Source organism: Streptomyces polyrhachis, from assembly GCF_042663125.1.
GTDB lineage: Bacteria > Actinomycetota > Actinomycetes > Streptomycetales > Streptomycetaceae > Streptomyces > Streptomyces polyrhachii.
The window spans coordinates 179596-195582 of the sequence record NZ_JBHSZO010000001.1 but is presented as its reverse complement, the minus strand read 5'-3'; the positions used below and the strand labels follow the sequence as shown (position 1 = coordinate 195582).

14 protein-coding genes and 1 riboswitch are annotated in these 15987 nt (G+C 75.5%); of the genes, 8 read left to right on the top strand and 6 right to left on the bottom strand.

Annotated elements, in window-relative coordinates; genetic code table 11:
- Window positions 1-8 precede the first annotated feature (8 nt).
- The 4 genes from pknB to thiO form a co-directional block, all read right to left on the bottom strand.
- Window positions 9-1979: a Stk1 family PASTA domain-containing Ser/Thr kinase gene (pknB, locus tag ACFQLX_RS00850; protein ID WP_386410530.1), complete on the bottom strand. Its 1971-nt coding sequence runs from the start codon at window positions 1977-1979 to the stop codon at window positions 9-11.
- Between the two features lie 143 nt (window positions 1980-2122).
- The gene (locus ACFQLX_RS00845) at window positions 2123-2947 is read right to left on the bottom strand and encodes a thiazole synthase (protein ID WP_386410666.1); all 825 of its coding nucleotides are present in this window, start codon (window positions 2945-2947) and stop codon (window positions 2123-2125) included.
- Window positions 2948-2952: 5 nt separating this feature from the next.
- Window positions 2953-3171 (bottom strand): sulfur carrier protein ThiS, encoded by a 219-nt coding sequence (thiS, locus tag ACFQLX_RS00840; RefSeq protein WP_386410527.1) that lies wholly within the window; start codon window positions 3169-3171, stop codon window positions 2953-2955.
- Window positions 3168-4373: a glycine oxidase ThiO gene (gene thiO, locus ACFQLX_RS00835; RefSeq protein ID WP_386410524.1), complete on the bottom strand. Its 1206-nt coding sequence runs from the start codon at window positions 4371-4373 to the stop codon at window positions 3168-3170. The genes thiS and thiO overlap by 4 nt, the downstream gene beginning before the upstream one ends.
- A riboswitch (TPP riboswitch) is annotated at window positions 4371-4479 on the bottom strand. It overlaps the preceding gene by 3 nt.
- Window positions 4480-4593: 114 nt before the next feature.
- Between thiO and ACFQLX_RS00830 the strand changes: the two genes are divergently transcribed.
- The 5 genes from ACFQLX_RS00830 to ACFQLX_RS00810 all read left to right on the top strand — a co-directional run bounded on the left by ACFQLX_RS00830 (window position 4594) and on the right by ACFQLX_RS00810 (window position 9094).
- A complete protein-coding gene (locus ACFQLX_RS00830; RefSeq protein ID WP_386410521.1) occupies window positions 4594-5820 on the top strand; it encodes an NAD(P)/FAD-dependent oxidoreductase in 1227 nt (408 codons plus the stop codon).
- 77 nt (window positions 5821-5897) lie between these two features.
- Window positions 5898-6263 carry an Rv2175c family DNA-binding protein gene (locus ACFQLX_RS00825; protein WP_386410519.1) on the top strand — a complete coding sequence of 122 codons (366 nt, stop codon included), beginning with the start codon at window positions 5898-5900 and terminating at the stop codon, window positions 6261-6263.
- Window positions 6264-6411: 148 nt separating this feature from the next.
- On the top strand, window positions 6412-7053 hold the full coding sequence (thiE, locus tag ACFQLX_RS00820) for a thiamine phosphate synthase (protein WP_386410517.1): 642 nt from the start codon (window positions 6412-6414) through the stop codon (window positions 7051-7053).
- Window positions 7054-7200: 147 nt separating this feature from the next.
- Window positions 7201-8130 carry a methylenetetrahydrofolate reductase [NAD(P)H] gene (gene metF, locus ACFQLX_RS00815; RefSeq protein WP_386410514.1) on the top strand — a complete coding sequence of 310 codons (930 nt, stop codon included), beginning with the start codon at window positions 7201-7203 and terminating at the stop codon, window positions 8128-8130.
- A 34-nt stretch (window positions 8131-8164) separates the two neighbouring features.
- Window positions 8165-9094, top strand: a complete 930-nt coding sequence (locus ACFQLX_RS00810; protein WP_386410511.1) for a hypothetical protein — start codon at window positions 8165-8167, stop codon at window positions 9092-9094.
- Between the two features lie 74 nt (window positions 9095-9168).
- Here the strand turns inward: ACFQLX_RS00810 and ACFQLX_RS00805 are convergent, their stop codons facing one another.
- Window positions 9169-10671 (bottom strand): phytoene desaturase family protein, encoded by a 1503-nt coding sequence (locus tag ACFQLX_RS00805; RefSeq protein WP_386410509.1) that lies wholly within the window; start codon window positions 10669-10671, stop codon window positions 9169-9171.
- Window positions 10672-11074: 403 nt separating this feature from the next.
- Between ACFQLX_RS00805 and ACFQLX_RS00800 the strand changes: the two genes are divergently transcribed.
- The 3 genes from ACFQLX_RS00800 to ACFQLX_RS00790 all read left to right on the top strand — a co-directional run bounded on the left by ACFQLX_RS00800 (window position 11075) and on the right by ACFQLX_RS00790 (window position 13157).
- Complete coding sequence (locus tag ACFQLX_RS00800; RefSeq protein ID WP_386410507.1) at window positions 11075-11599, top strand: SAV_6107 family HEPN domain-containing protein; 525 nt, start codon at window positions 11075-11077, stop codon at window positions 11597-11599.
- A 95-nt stretch (window positions 11600-11694) separates the two neighbouring features.
- Window positions 11695-12537 (top strand): methyltransferase, encoded by an 843-nt coding sequence (locus ACFQLX_RS00795; protein WP_386410504.1) that lies wholly within the window; start codon window positions 11695-11697, stop codon window positions 12535-12537.
- Between the two features lie 209 nt (window positions 12538-12746).
- A complete protein-coding gene (locus tag ACFQLX_RS00790) occupies window positions 12747-13157 on the top strand; it encodes a DUF3040 domain-containing protein (protein WP_386410501.1) in 411 nt (136 codons plus the stop codon).
- Between the two features lie 424 nt (window positions 13158-13581).
- On the opposite strand, the gene ACFQLX_RS00785 is transcribed toward ACFQLX_RS00790, so the two are convergent.
- Window positions 13582-15975 (bottom strand): transglutaminase TgpA family protein, encoded by a 2394-nt coding sequence (locus ACFQLX_RS00785; protein ID WP_386410498.1) that lies wholly within the window; start codon window positions 15973-15975, stop codon window positions 13582-13584.
- Window positions 15976-15987 lie beyond the last annotated feature (12 nt).

Below are 15987 nucleotides of genomic sequence, written 5' to 3'. Positions count from 1 at the left end.
CTTCGCCGTCACCTGACCCAGATCGTGATCTCGCTGCCCCGGGGGGCCTCGTCGCCGCCCGACACGGACTGCTGGAACACCTCGCTGCCGAAGAAGATCCTGTTGCGCCTCACCTCGAAGCCGGCCGCGCGCAGCGTGCGTTCCGCCTCGTCGGCGCTCATGCCCTCCACGTCCGGCACCTCGACCAGGTCCGGCCCCTTGGAGACCGCGACCGTCACCGTGTCGCCCGCGGCGAGGCGCGTGCCGGGCGCCGGGTCGACCGTGGCGACCGTGCCCTCGTCCTCCTCGGAGAAGACGCGCTGCGGGGCGACCTCCACCGTGAGGCCCTCCTCGCGCAGCTCCGCGACCGCCTCCGCCTCCTCGCGGCCGACCACGTCCGGCACTTCGACCGGGCGGCCCCTGGAGACGACCAGCGGTACGGCCGTACCGTTGCGGACGTCGCGGCCCGGCGCGATGCCGGTGTCGACCACCGCGCCCGCCCGCACGGAGTCGTGGAACTCCTCGGTGACCCTCCCCGCCCGCAGCCCCGCCTGCTCCAGCCGCTGCCGCGCCTGCTCCAGCGCCATCCCGGCCAGCTGCGGTACGGGCACCCGCGCCGGCCCCTTGGAGACCGTCAGCGTGACCGTGCCGTTGTCGCGGATCCGGTCGCCCTGGCCGGGGAGGCTGCTGACCACCTCGCCGCGCGGGACCGTCGGATGGAAGACCTCCCGGACCCGGAAGCGCAGCTCCTCGCCCTCCAGGGCGTTCTCGGCCTGCACCTGCGTCTTGCCCAGCACCGCCGGCACCTTGGTGAACTGGCCCGAGTTGATGTACCAGACGCCCGTGCCCAGCACGATCACGATCAGCGCACCCGCCAGCGCCAGCAGCCCGCGCCGGGGGGCGCCCGGCGTGCGCCGCGCACGGCCGGGGGGCGGGCCGTAGCCCCCCGCGGGCGGTGGCGGGGGCGCCATCTGCAGCACGCTGGTGCGGTTCAGCTGCGCCTCCGCCGCCTCCGCCCGCGATGCCGCCCGCGCCGCCGCCTCCGGGCGCGGCACCACGCTGGTGAGGTCCTCCGAGCCGCTGTGCTCCGCCCGGCGGGCGGTCGGCGGCAGCGCGTCGAGCTGGGCGTCGCCGAGCGCGGCGCGGGCGGCGCGGGCCTTGGAGAGCAGCTCCACCGCGTCCGCGGGCCGGCGGCGGGGATCGCGGGCGGTGGCGGCCAGGGTGAGGCCGTCCAGCTCGGGCGCCACCCCGGGGGCCAGCTCGGAGGGCAGCCCCACGTCGTGGTGGAGGGCCTGGTGGACGATCTGGGCGGCGTTCTCGCCGCGGTGTGGCTTGTAGCCGGTCAGCATCTCGTACAGCAGCACGCCGCAGGCGTAGACGTCCGCCCGCGGGGTCGCCGGCTGCTGCTCTATCAGCTCGGGCGCCAGGTAGGAGACGGTGCCCAGGATCTGGCCGCTCGCGTTGGTGCTGTGCGTGTCGACCGCGCGGACCAGGCCGAAGTCGGCGACCTTGACCCGGCCGTCGTCGCCGATCAGGACGTTCTCCGGCTTCATGTCGCGGTGGATCAGCCCGGCCCGGTGCGCGGCGCCGAGCGCGGCGAGCACCGGCTCCAGGATGTCCAGGGCGGCGCGCGGCTGCAGCGCGCCGCGGCCGCGCAGCACGTCGCGCAGGGTGCAGCCGGCCACGTACTCCATCGCGAGGAAGACGTACGGGCCGTCGATGCCCTGGTCGAAGACGCCCACCACGTTGGTGTGCGCCAGCGCCGCGGCGGCCTTCGCCTCGCGGATGAAGCGCTCCACCGAGCCGGGGTCGGCCGCCAGCGCCGGGAGCATCACCTTCAGCGCCACCACCCGGTCCAGCCGCAGGTCCAGGGCGCGGTAGACCGTGGCCATGCCGCCGACGGCGATCCGCGCGTCGATGCGGTAGCGGCCGTCGAGCGTGTGCCCGAGCAGCGGATCGTGCTGCGGGTGGGGCTGCGGGTAGGGGCGGGGCGTGTCCACGGTCCGGATTCTACGAGGGGCTGGACAGGGGCCGGGCCTTCGGTTGCGTACTGCGGCCGGACTGGAGCACAACGTTGACGTAGGACGGCTTGACGGCTGTCCTCCGAGAGCCGCCGGAAGCCGCCGGAAGCCGCCGGAAGCCGTCAGGGGAACGCCGGCCGCTCCGGGTCCAGCTCCGCCAGCCCCTCCCGCGGCGAGCTGGCGCGGGCGAAGTAGCGCCGGGGGATGCGCCCGGCCCGGTACGCCAGCCGGCCCGCCGCCACCCCGGCGCGCATCGCCGCCGCCATCAGCACCGGGTCCTGCGCCCGGGTCACCGCTGAGGCGAGCATCACACCCGCGCAGCCCAGCTCCATCGCCAGCGCCGCGTCCGAGGCGGTGCCCGCGCCCGCGTCCAGGATCACCGGCACCCCGGCCCGCGCGGTGATCAGCTCGAAGTTGTGCGGATTGCGGATGCCGAGCCCGGAGCCGATGGGCGAGCCCAGCGGCATCACCGCCGCGCAGCCCGCGTCCTCCAGCCTGCGCGCCAGCACCGGGTCGTCGCTGGTGTACGGCAGCACGGTGAAGCCTTCGTCCACCAGGGTCTCGGCGGCGTCCAGCAGCTCCACCGGGTCCGGCAGCAGGGTGCGCTCGTCGGCGATGACCTCCAGCTTCACCCAGTCGGTGCCCAGCGCCTCGCGGGCCAGCCGCGCGGTGAGCACCGCCTCGCCGGCCGTGTAGCAGCCGGCGGTGTTGGGCAGCACGCGGATGGCGTGGCGGGCGAGCACGGAGAGCACCGAGCCCTGGACGCCCGGGTCCAGGCGGCGCATGGCCACGGTGGTCAGCTCGGTGCCGGAGGCCAGCAGGGCGCGTTCCAGCACGTCCAGGCCGGTGGCGCCGCCCGTGCCCATGATCAGGCGCGAGCCCAGGGCCGTACCGGCGATGACGAGGGGATCGTCCGGGGTGCGCGCGGGGGTGCCCGCGGGGTCCATCGCGCTCACCCGCCCTGCACGGCGGTCAGCACCTCGACGCGGTCGCCCGCGCGCAGCTCGGTGGCCGACCAGCGCGAGCGCGGGACGACCGCCTCGTTGACGGCCGCCGCCAGGCCCGCGGCCGCGCTGTTCGCGGCGGGGGACAGGGCGGCGACGAGGGCGGCCAGCGTGAGGCCGCCGGGGGGCAGCTCGCGGGGCCGTCCGTTCACGGAGATCGTGCTCATACGCGGGACAGCCCCTTCTGCGCGAACCGGCGTGCGTGGAACGGGCGTGCCTCGGGCGGCAGTTCGCCGCCCGTCAGCTCCTCGGCCAGGGCGTCGCCCGTCACCGGGGTGAGGAGTACGCCGTTGCGGCCGTGGCCGGTGGCCAGGTGCAGTCCGTCCAGGGCGGTGGCGCCGAGCAGCGGGGCGTTGTCGGGGGAGACGGGGCGCAGCCCGGCGGCGGTCTCCACCAGCGGCAGCTCCCGCAGTCCGGGGAGCAACTCATGGGCGTCGCGCAGGAGTTCGTACACCCCGCCGGCCGTCACCGTGGTGTCCCAGCCCAGCTCCTCGCTGGTCGCCCCGACCACCAGCTCGCCGTTCTCGCGCGGCACCAGGTAGACGTCCGCCCCCCGCACGACCGCGCGCACGGTCCGCGAGAGGAAGGGGGCGGCGGCGGGCGGGATCCGCAGCCGCAGCACCTGGCCCTTCACCGGCCGCACCGGCGGCAGCACCTGGGGCGGTACGCCGTCCAGTCGCCCGGAGAGGCTGCCGGCCGCCAGCACCGTCCGCCCGGCCGACACCTGCGTGCCGTCCGCCAGCGCCGCGCCGCGCGCCCGGCCGCCCGCCACCGTCAGCCGCAGCGCGCGCGTGCGGTGGACGGCGACCCCGGCGCGCTCGCAGGCCAGCAGCAGGGCGCGGGCGAGGCGGCGGGGGTCGGCCTGGTGGTCGCCGTCGACACGCAGCCCGCCGCGTACGGCCGGGGAGAGCATCGGCTCCAGGCGGCGGCACTCGCGGCCCTGCAGCCACTGCGAGGAGAGCCCCAACCGCCCGTGGAAGGCGTGCAGTTCGCGCAACTGCGCCCGGTCGTCGGCGTCGAGGGCGACCGCGAGGGTGCCGCAGGCGCGGTAGCCGATGTCCCCGTCCGCCGCGCCCGCCCCTCCCGCGGCCTCGGCCAGCTCGGCCGCGAAGTCGGGGTAGCGGCGGGCGGAGGCGAGGTTCAGCGCCAGCAGCGCGTCCTCCCCGTAGTGGACCTCCGTCACGGGCGCGAGCATCCCCGCCGCCACCCGAGCCGCGCCCGCGCCGGGCGCCGGATCGGCCACGGCCACCGCGAGGCCGCGCTGCGCGAGGCGCCAGGCGGTCACCAGGCCGATGATGCCGCCGCCGATGATCAGGGTGTCGTAGGACGTGCTTGCCGTGCTGGATGTGCCTGACTTGACTGACCGCATGACCGGACAGCCCCTCCCTTCGCCGGCATGACCCGGATCAGGTTCGTACGGTCGGAGGCGTCCGCCTCCCTCTCAGCCCGTCCACCGGGCTCCCGCGAGTGGTCTACGTCCGCCAGGGTAGCGGCAGTTGCGGGGCGCTCCCAGGGGCGCCCGCCCAGGTGACCGCGGATCGCGCAGGTGGCAGGCCCGTTGCGGGGATGTTCTGACCTAGGGTGACCGCATGAACGAGCGGACCAGCGGCTGGCGGGCCGTCATCGTCGGGGCCGGTATGGCCGGGGTGCAGACGGCCGTCGCGCTGCGCGAGCAGGGCTGGGCGGGCGAGGTCGTCCTGATCGGCGCCGAGCAGCACCAGCCCTACGACCGCCCGCCGCTGTCCAAGGCCGTCCTGCTCGGCAAGGCGGAGCACTCCGCCTTCGACGTGGACTTCGAGGCGCTGGACGTCGAACTGCGCCTGGGGGAGAGTGCCTCGGGCCTGGACGCCGGGCGCCGCGTGGTGCGTACGCAGGCCGGCGAGGTGCCGTACGACGTGCTCGTGCTGGCCACCGGGGCCGAACCCGTCGCGCTGCCCGGCAGCGCGGGCGTCCCCGGCGTCCACCTGCTGCGCACCCTGGACGACGCGGAGCGGCTGCGCCCGGTGCTCGCCGGGCGCGGCGAGATCGTCGTGGTCGGCGCCGGGTGGATCGGCGCGGAGTTCGCCACCGCCGCCCGCGAGGCCGGCTGCTCCGTCACGGTCGTGGAGGCGGCCGACCGCCCGCTCGCGCACGCGCTGCCCGCCGAGGTCGCGGCGCCGATGGCCGACTGGTACGAGTCCGCGGGCGTGCGGCTGCTCACCGGGACGGCCGTCGCGCGGGTGGTGGACGGCGCGGTGGAGCTGGCCGACGGCCGGCGGCTGCCGGCGGACGCGGTGGTGGTCGGCATCGGCGCCCGCCCGGCCACCCGGTGGCTGGAGTCCTCCGCCGTCGACCTGGGCCCCGACGGGGCGGTCCTGGCGGACGCGCGGCTGCGCACCACCGCGCCGGACGTCTACGCCGTCGGCGACTGCGCCTCCTTCCCCTCCGCCCGCTACGGGGAGCGGCTGCTCGTCCACCACTGGGACAACGCGCTGCAGGGGCCGGCCACCGTCGCGGCGAACATCGTCGCCGACAGCTGCGCGGACCCGGCACCGGTGGCGTACGACCCGGTGCCGTACTTCTGGTCGGAGCAGTTCGGGCGCTTCGTGCAGTACGCGGGGCACCACGGCGGCGCGGACGAGCTGGTCTGGCGCGGGGAGCCGGCGGACGCCTCCTGGGCGGTGTGCTGGCTGCGGGACGGGGCGCTGGTGGCGCTGCTGGCCGTCGGGCGCCCCCGGGACCTGACGCAGGGGCGCAAGCTGATCGCGCAGGGCGCGCGGCTGGACGCGGCCCGGGCGGCGGACCCGGCGGTCCCGCTGAAGTCGGCGGTGCGCTGAGCGGGCGCCGCGTCGGGCGTCCCTCCGACAGACGGTGCCCTGTACCGGCTGTCGGTGGGAGATGGCAGGCTTGTCCCGTGACCGAGATCGACGCGAAGACCGATGCACTTGTACCTGCGTGGCTGACCCTGCCCGACATCGCCGAAAGGTTCGGTGTCGAGGTGACGCGGGTGCGCCAGTACGTGAAGGAGGGCCTGATCATCGCCGTGCGCCGGGGGGAGAACAACGCGCTGATGGTGCCGGCCGACTTCATCGACGAGGACAGGATCGTGAAGGGGCTGTCGGGCACGCTGACGCTGCTGCGCGACGACGGCTTCAGCGACGAGGAGGCCCTGGAGTGGCTCTTCACGCCGGACGACACCCTGCCCGGCACGCCCGCCCAGGCGCTCCTGGAGAACCGCGGCACGGAGGTGAAGCGCCGCGCCCAGGCGCTGGCCGTCTAGCGGCGCACTGAGCGGTACGGGGCCGGTGCGGTGGAGCAACCGTGCGCCCGGCCCCGTACCGACCCCGCGTACCGCCCCGTAGGACCGGCGTGCCCGCCGCTCGGGCACAATCCCCCCAGCCGCAACGGACGCGACCCCGGGGGGACCCATGACGCTGGACCACGCCAGGCTCTACCTGTGCACCGACGCCCGTAAGGCGCAGGGCGACCTGCCCGCCTTCCTCGACGCCGTGCTCGCCGGCGGCGTAGACGTCGTACAGCTGCGGGACAAGTCCCTGGAGGCCGCCGAGGAGCTGGAGCTGCTGGCGCTCTTCGCGGACGCCTGCCGGCGCCACGGCCGGCTGCTCGCCGTCAACGACCGCGCCGACGTGGCGCACGCCGCCGGCGCCCCGGTGCTCCATCTCGGCCAGGGCGACCTGCCCGTGCCCGCCGCCCGCGCCCTCCTCGGCGAGCGGGTGCTGATCGGCCGCTCCACCCACAGCGAGGCCGAGGCGGCGGCCGCCGCCGTCCAGCCCGGCGTCGACTACTTCTGCACCGGCCCCTGCTGGCCCACCCCCACCAAGCCCGGCCGCCCCGCGCCCGGCCTCGCCCTCGTCCGCAGCACCGCCGCGCTGGCCCCCGCGCGCCCCTGGTTCGCCATCGGGGGCATCGACGCCGCCAACCTGGACGAGGTCCTCGACGCGGGCGCCCGCCGGATCGTCGTCGTCCGCGCCCTCACCGCCGCCCAGGACCCCGGGAGCGCCGCCGCGCACCTGGCGGCCCGACTGCGGGAAGCCGCCGCCGCGGACTGAGACGGGGGCGGCAGTAGGGGGCGGCGGTGGAGGCGGCAGGCATCGGAAGGGGCCGGAAGGGGCCGGAAGCACCTACTCCGCACGACCATTGGGACAAAAGGGGCGAGCCCTTGGGTCTGCGGCTACCGGGCGGTTAGCCTGCCCCGTATGGCCCACGGCACCGCATCGACCAGGACAGATCGAGCGATCACCGTTCGTGAGCTTCTCGCGTCCGGGAAGCAGTCCTTCTCCTTCGAGTTCTACGCGCCCAAAACCCCGAAGGGTGAACGCACCCTCTGGGACGCCGTGCGCCGCATCGAGGCGGTCGGGCCGACCTTCGTCTCCGTCACCTACGGCGCCGGCGGCTCCTCCCGCGAGGGCACCGTGCGCGCCACCGAGCGCCTCGCCACCGACACCACGCTGACGCCCGTGGCGCACCTCACGGCGGTCGAGCACTCCGTCGCCGAACTGCGCAACATCATCGGCCAGTACGCGGACGCCGGGATCCGCAACGTCTTCGCCGTACGCGGTGATCCGCCCGGCGATCCGATGGGCGAATGGATCGCGCATCCGGAGGGTGTGACATATGCCGCGGAACTCGTCCGCCTGATCAAGGAATCCGGGGATTTCTGCGTCGGTGTGGCCGCATTCACCAATATGCACCCGCGCTCGGCGGACTGGGAAACGGACATCCGGCACTTCGTCAACAAGTGCCGCGCGGGCGCCGATTACGCGATCACCCAGATGTTCTACCGCGCCGAGGACTACCTGCGCCTGCGCGACCGCGTCGCCGCGGCCGGCTGTGAGACGCCGATCATCCCGGAGATCATGCCGGTCACCCACATCGGCCAGATCGAGCGCTTCGCCCAGCTGAGCAACGAGGAATTCCCCAGCGACCTCGCGAATCGCATTCTCGCCGTCAAGGACGACAAGGCGGCGGTACGCTCCCTTGGCATCGAGCACGCCACCAAGCTCAGTGCACGGCTGCTGGCCGAGGGAATCCCCGGACTGCATTTCATTACGCTGAACCACTCCACGGCAACGCTGGAGATCTACGAAAACCTCGGGCTGCACGAGCGGTCCCGACAGCCGGCATGACGCGGCGGAAAGCAGGCGGAACATGGGCGAGGGCATGAGGACTGTCCTGTACATCGCCTTCGCGGCCGTGACCCTCTGGCTGCTGTGGGAAGTGCTGATGCAGTACAAGGCGCGGCTGCGCTGGCGCCTGCTGGCCCTGGCCGGCTTCCTGCTCGTCGCCGCGGGGCTGTTCGTCATGGGCAGCCGGCTCGTCATCGGCCTGGGCGCGGTGCTCTTCGCCGTGGGCCAGGTGAAGGTGACCCTCTCGTACCGCAGCGGCTTCTCCGACGGCTGGGCGCTGGGCCCGCACGCGGAGGACGACGAGGAACTGATGCCGCGCCCCCGGCGGCGCGAGGAGCCGTCCCGGCAGGAGTACGACGACTTCGAGGAGGAGGCGCCGCTGCCCCGCCGCGCGCCGGCCGAGCAGGAGGCCCCCGCCACCGCCCAGTTCACGCCCTTCGGGGGCGCCGGCGCCGCGCCGCCGAGCGCCCCGGCCGGCTCCGGTGCGTACGACGCCTACAGCGGCGGCTACGACACCGGCAGCTACGCCACGACCGGCCAGGACACCGGCAGCTACGCCACGACGGCGGGCTACCAGGGCTACGACACCGGCTCCTACCCGACGACCGGGTACGACACCGGCAGCTACCCGGCCCAGGGAAACCCGGCGTACCAGGACACCGGCAGCTATGCCACCGGCGGCTACGACACGGGTGGCTACACCGACCAGTACAGCGGCACCCAGTACGCCACCCCGTCGTACTACGAGGGCTACGACACCGGCTCCCACCCCACGGCGGACCAGGGCCAGCAGGGCGGCTACGGCACGCAGGGGGCCTACACCACCGGCGAGTACCCGGCGCAGCAGGGCGGTTACGGCGCCGACGGCACCTGGCTGCCGCAGCAGCGCGAGGGCGAGGGGTACGAGACCGGGCAGTACCCGACCCAGCAGCCGGGCTACTACGAGGGCCAGTACCGCTACTGACCCTCCCGGGACAGCGGGACGGCCCGCCAGCGCCGGCGGGCCGTCGCCTTCCCCGCCCCGTGCACCGCCCGGTCTCACTGCGAGCCGCGGAAGCCCGCCCCCTCCACGATCAGCCCGCTGACCAGCGCCCCGGACATCCCCGCGTGCGGCAGCCCGCCGCCCGGGTGCGCCCAGCCGCCCACGGCGTACAGGCCCGCCACCCCGGTGCCGTTGCCCCGTACGAGATACGCGCCACCGCCCCCCGCGAGCGCCGGGCCCGGGACGCCCCTGGCGCCCGTCTCGCGCTCCGTGTCGGCGGGGGTGCGGACCTCGCGCCACAGCGTCCGCTCCCGCAGTCCCGGCACCGCCGCCTCGGCCGCCTCGGCCATCCGGTCCGCGAAGAGCCCGGCCGCCGACGCGTCCCAGTCCGCGCCGGCGGGGACCACCGCGCTCAGCGTCACCGCCTCGTGCCCGTCGTTTGGCCGCTGGGCGGGGTCGTCGGGGCGCAGCACCGTGACGGAGGGAGCCTCGGCCGGGAGGCCGCCCTCGCCCCGGACGGCCCACCGCGCCTGCGCCTCCTGCGCCCCGCCGTGGACGACCGTGCGGTGCACGGCGTCGCGGGGGCGGGCGCCGCGCAGCGCCAGGCAGACGACGATCCGCCCGGGGGCCGACGCGCCGTCCCCCGCTCCCCCGTCCTCCGCCCCGCCGCCCGCCAGGGCGCGCAGCCCCGCCGGCGGGACACCGGCCACCACGTACCGCGCCCCGGCCGTCCGCCCGTCCGCCAGCTCCACCCCCGACACCCGGCCCCCCTCGGTCGCCACGCCGGCGACCGGGGTGTCGAAGGCGAAGGTGACGCCGCGCTCCAGGCAGCGCCCGTACAGCGCCTCGGCGAGCGCGCGCAGGCCGCCGTGCACGTACCAGCTGCCGAACGTCTGCGCCAGGTACGGCAGTACGGCGGCGGAGGCCGGCGCCCGCGCCGGATCGAAGCCGTACGCCAGCGCCTCGCCCGCGAGCATCGCGCGCAGCCGGGGGTCGTCCAGCTGACCCGCGCAGACCTCCGCCAGCGTCCGCGCCCGTACGGGCCGCGGCCGGCGCAGCAGCCCGCGCCGCACCTCGACCGGCGGATAGGGCTCGCGGCCCAGGAACCGGGGATCGGCGGCCAGCGGCTCCTCCAGCAGCGGCCGGCGGACGGCCTCCCAGACGTCCCGCCCCCGGTTGACCAGCTCCCCCCACTGCCGCCCGGCGTCCGGCCCGGCGAGGGAGTCCAGCGCCTCGACCACGCCGCCGCGCGAGGCGGGCAGCGTGACGGCGGTGCCGTCCGGGAAGACGTGCCGCACGGCCGGGTCCAGCGGCGTCAGCCCGACGCACTCCTCCAGCGGGCGCCGGCCGGTCTTGAGGAAGAGGTCGCGGTAGACGGCCGGCAGGTGCAGCAGCCCCGGCCCGGTGTCGAAGCCGAAGCCGTCGCGGACCAGGCGGCGCACCCCGCCGCCGTAGGTCTCCCCGCGTTCGTACACCGTCACCGACTGCCCGGCTGTCGCCAGCCGCGCCGCCGCCGCCATCGCGCCCATCCCGGCGCCGATCACCGCAATCCGTGCCATGCGGGGACCCTAACGCCTGCTCACGCCGCCGCCCGCCGGGGATGGGGTCGCGGGCGCAGGCGTGAGTACCCGTACCTAGGGGGAGAGATGAGTAGTTGCCCGGATGGGCCCGGCCCGCGCCGACGGCAGAGTGGTCACCAGGCCGGAGGAGCTCGCGGCCCGCACCGCCGGCACGGGGCGGCGGAGCGGGAGGCGGGGAGGGGGACCGGCCGGGAGGAAGCGCCGTCCTGGCGCGGAACGACGGGGGATCGTTCCGCACCGGGGCGGCGCGTTCGTTTGTACGGACCCGGCCGCCGCCTGTCGGCATCGTCCCAGGTCAGGGCCTTCTCCGGAGGGATTGTCAGTGGTGTGCCCCACGATGGGGGCATACGACCGACAGGACGTGAGAAGTAAGGAGGCCGCCATGGCAGTCAAGCCCACGCACGGTGCCACTGCTCACCGCCCCCCGACCACCGCGTTTGACCCCTCCGCCGGGTCCGCCGGGTCCGGCCGGCCCGAGCTCCGCCGCCCCCCGGCGCCCCGCGCCGCGCTGGACCTGCTGGCCCAGGCGCACGCCGGGCTGGAGGAGGCCGCGGTGCTGGAGACGGCCAACGAGCGCTATGCCACCGCCCATCTGGCGGCGCTGCGCACCGCCGCCGCGGTGCTCGCCGTGCGCGGGCGCCCCGAGGATTCCCCCCGGCGCCGCAAGCGCATCCGCAGCGCCTGGGAGGTCCTCCCCGAGGTCGCTCCCGAACTGGCCGAGTGGAGCGCCCTGTTCGCCGCCGGCGCCCGGGTGCGGGCCCGCGCCGAGGCCGGCATACAGGGAGCGGTCAGCTGGCGCGACGCGGACGATCTGATCCGGGCGACGGGGATGTTCGTGCGCATAGTCGAGCGGGCGCTGGTGGTGCAGCCGCTGCTGCCCCGGCAGAGCGAGGCGGACGGCGCCTAACGCCTCCGGCGTAAGCGGGAAGCAGGGTCAAGGGGCTCATCGGCACGCTCTAAGCTGGGGCCCGCCATCGAGCCGGAGCAGCGTACGGAGCATCCATGTCGCAGGACCAGAGCAGCGCCCCGCCCGCCCCGTCCGTTCCCGCTGCCCCGGAGGGCCCAAAGGCGCCGGCCGCGACCGGGCGGGGGAGCGGCAGCCGGGCGCAGGCGCGTACGGCCGTCGTCTGGCGGGTGCTGCGCGAGGCGCTCGACCGGCGTGCCAAGGAGGGGCGCTCGCCCCGCGGGCCGGTGCTCGACGTGCTCGACACCGGTGGCGGCACGGGCAACTTCGCCGTGCCGATCGCCGCTCTCGGCCATCGCGTCACGGTCGTGGACCCCAGCCCCGACGCCCTCTTCGGCCTCCAGCGCCGCGCGGCCGAGGCGGGCGTCGCGGAGCGGGTGCGCGGAGTGCAGGGCGATGTGCACGGACTCTTCGAGGTCGTGGAGCGCGGCGGGTACGACGTGGTGCTCTGCCACGGCGTCCTGGAGTACGTGGACGACCCGGCCGACGGGGTGCGCAACGCCGTCGCGGCGCTGCGGCCCGCGGGCCTGCTCAGCCTGCTGGCCGCCGGCGCCGGCGGCGCGGTGCTCTCCCGCGCCCTCGCCGGCCACTTCACCGCCGCCCGCCGCGCCCTGGCCTCGCCCGAGGGCAGTTGGGGCGGCAGCGACCCGATGCCGCGGCGCTTCACACCCGAACAGCTCAGCGGCCTCCTCACGGCGGAGGGTCTGGAGATCTCCGCCGTGCACGGAGTGCGGATCTTCTCGGACCTGGTCGCGGGCGGCCTTGCCGAGCAGGAGCCCGGCGCTCTGGACGCGCTGCTGGAGCTGGAGGAGGCCGCGGCCGAGTCCCCGGCCTTCCACGCGATCGCCGGCCAGTTGCACCTGCTGGCCACCCGCGGCTGAGCGGACCGGGGCGGCGGTGTGCCGCAGCGGGGTGCAGTGGGCCACAGACCACCCGTTCGGCCTCAGCGGCCCGTATCATCGTCAGACACGGTCCGCCTTCGCGGATCGGTGGATTTGGCGCAGAGGGCGGGTGTCACGGGGGCGGTTCCCTGCCTATCCTGAAGGGGACACCCTGGTCGCCCCCTGCGACCGACGACTAGGAGGACTCCGTGCCGCTCTCGGAGCACGAGCAGCGCATGCTCGAGCAGATGGAGCGAGCGCTGTACGCCGAAGATCCCAAATTCGCGACAGCGCTTGAGGGAAGTGGGCTGCGCACCTACACCCGTCGACGGGTGTATCAGGCCGTGGCCGGCTTTCTGGTGGGTATCGCGCTCCTGATGGCCGGAATGGTCGCCCAGCAGATCTGGATCAGCGTGGTGGGCTTCCTCGTCATGCTCGGATGTGCGGTGCTGGCCGTGACCGGTTGGCGCAAGGTGGGCAAGCCCGGCGAGGCCGCCGCGTCCCCCGTCGGCTCCTCGGGCCCTTCCGGCTCGGGATCGCGACGGCAGGGGCGCCAGAAGCGCTCCGTGATGAACCGCATCGAGGACCGCTGGCAGCGCCGGCGCGACGAGCAGCAGTAAGAGGAGGCCGGCACCCCCGGCCTCCCTCCGCACCGCAGCGCTGACGCACGCCCGCGACCGCGCACACAGCACCCCGCGCCAGGAGCGCGGGGTTTCGTGTGCCCGGAAGCCTTAGAGGCTGTTGCCGAACCCCCGTCTGCGCCCCGACGCCCGGCACGCACTCTCGCCGCACCCCGTCGCAGGACAGGTGGCTCCGCCACATGACCTGCGACGGCGCACGCCGAGAGCACGCACCGACCGCCGCTGCGCCCGCGCTTCGCGCGGACGACGGGGGTTCGGCAACAGCCTCTTACGTTAAGGACGCCCGGTGACGGCATCCCCCGTACGGCGTAGGGCCTGTACCGAGTTGGCCTTCGTCCGCGCGAAGCGCGGGCGGCGGGGCGCAGAAGGCCAACTCGATGCAGGCCCTGGGAGCGCACCGGCCCTACGAGGCCCCCTGGCGGCGCGGGCGCAGCCGCCCCGCCGCCTCGCGCACCGCGTCCGACCAGCGCTCGGCGCGCGCGGACCAGGCCGCCGCCCAGCCCTGGAAGACCTGCGCCACCGACGGCGGCGCCAGCCGCGCCCGCAGCCGCACACCGCGCAGCGCCGCGGCCGTCAGCGCGTCGACCACCCGGCGTACGTCGCCCGCGACCCCGGCCGCCGGCCAGGAGCCCGGCGCGAAGAGCACCCGCTCGATCGCGCCCGCCACCCGCTCGGCCGCCGCCGCGGCGTCCCCGCTCAGCGGCCCGACCCGCACCAGCCGCTCCATCGCGGCCCGCGGGGTGAGCGCGTCGTCCGGCGGGATGCCCAAGTCCCAGGCGCTGTCGGACAGTTCCGTCCAGGCCGCCAGCGCCGGCGCCCCCCGCGCCAGCCGCGTCCTGCGCAGCCGCCGCCGCCACAGCGCGGGCGTCACCAGCGCCACCAGGGCGGCCAGCAGCACCGCGCCGCCGAACAGCGTCTCGCCGCGCAGCAGCCACGGGTCCTTCGTCCCGGGCCCCGTCAGCGCACCCGGCTGCGCCTGCCCGCAGCCCGCGGGGTCGAGTCGGCGCAGCGAGCTCGGACAGCCCGAGGTGCTGGGGCCGGGCGCCGCCGGTGCGCTGCTGCCCGCCGTCGCCTGCGGGTCCCGGGGCTGGTTGCGCGGCGTGGTGGAGCTGCTCTCGCCGAGCGAGTAGCCCGGCACCGTCCCCCGGGTCGGCGTCGGCTCGAAGCGCGTCCAGCCGATCCCCTCGAAGTACAGCTCGGGCCAGGCGTGCGCGTCCTTCAGCCCGACGGACATCATGCCGTTCTCGGCCTTGCCGGGCGTGAAGCCGACCGCGATGCGGGCCGGGATGCCGAGGGAGCGCGCCATGGAGGCCATGGCGAAGGAGAAGTGGACGCAGAAGCCCTTGCGCTCCTGGAGGAACTTCACGATCGCCCGCGGGTCGTTGCGGTCGAGGTCCACGGTCGTCTCGTAGGTGAAGCTGCCCTGGAAGAAGCGCTGCAGGGAGACCGCCTTCCCGTACGCGGTCGCGTCGTCCCGGGTGAGCTCGGCGGCCTTGCGGCGCACCTCCGCGGGGAAGTCGCCGGGCAGCGCGGTGAACTCGCGCCGCAGCTCCGCCGGCGGCTCGCCCGCGTTCATCAGCTGCTCGGGCGTGGGACGTACCTGGTAGACCTTCAGCCGGTACTCGGCGCCGCCGGTGTCGCGCCCGTCGCTGCCGACGACCGTGCGGCCCACGGGCTCGAACTTCCACTCCCGGCTGTCCACCTCGACCTCGGAGGCCGGATAGGGCATCGGCAGCCACTGCTGCCGGTACCACTCCCGCGCCTCGACCTCCAGCTCCACCGTCCGTACGTCGAGATCGCCCAGCGTCATCCCGGCCGGCTGCGGCAGCTTCCCGGGGATCTCCCCGATCTGCCGCTTCCCGGCGGTCCACATCACCCCGTCGAAGCGGTCCAGGGCCACGAAGCGCAGATACTGCTCGCCGCTGCCCTCCCCGGCGGCCCGGTAGCGCAGCACCTCGCGGTCGTCCGGCTGGTTGAGGCTCTGCTGCAGCTGTACGACCGGATTGACGGCGCTGACCGTCCCGCGCCCCGGCCCCTCGCCCGGCCCCGTACCGGCGCCCTCCAGCAGCCCCCCGCTGAGGGAGGGCAGTGCCACCGGGGCGATCAGCGCCAGTCCCAGCGTCACCGCCCCGAGCCGCCGCCCCGTGCGCATCGGGGTGACCGGCTGCGCGCCGGCGGCGGACGGCGGACGGGAGCCGTGTGCGGAGCCGAAGACCCGCCCCCACTGCACCAGCCGCTCGCGCCCCTCGGCCAGCAGCAGCGCCAGATAGCCGCAGCCGACCAGCAGGAAGAGCAGCCAGCCGTTGCCGTCGTCGATGCCCGCCGCCACCGAGTAGAGGGCGAGCAGCGGCAGCCCGGCGGGGGCGGCGCTGCGGTACGTCACGGCCAGCGCGTCCACGAGCACCGCGACCGTGACCACGCCGAGGAGCAGCAGCAGCCTGATGCCGTCGGTGACCGGCGCGGGGGTGGAGAAGTTCTGGACGTCCTCGACCCCCGCGTCCAGCAGCACGCCGAACTCCGCCAGCGCCCGCGGCCCCGGGACCACCCCGGCGACGGCCTGCCCCGCGACGGACATCAGCGTCAGCAGCATCACCGCCAGCACCGTCTGCGCCAGCACCGTCACCGGCCGCGCCAGCGGCACCCGGCGCCCCACCACGCCCGCCCCGGTGAGCACGCTCACCGCGAAGACCGCCTGGAGGTACCAGCCCAGGCCGTCCGTGAGGGGCAGCAGCGCGGTGGCCGTCAGCAAGGTCGCGGTCCAGGCCGCCAGCGCCAGTCGTCCCCGCCCGCTCAGCATCCGCTCTCCCCA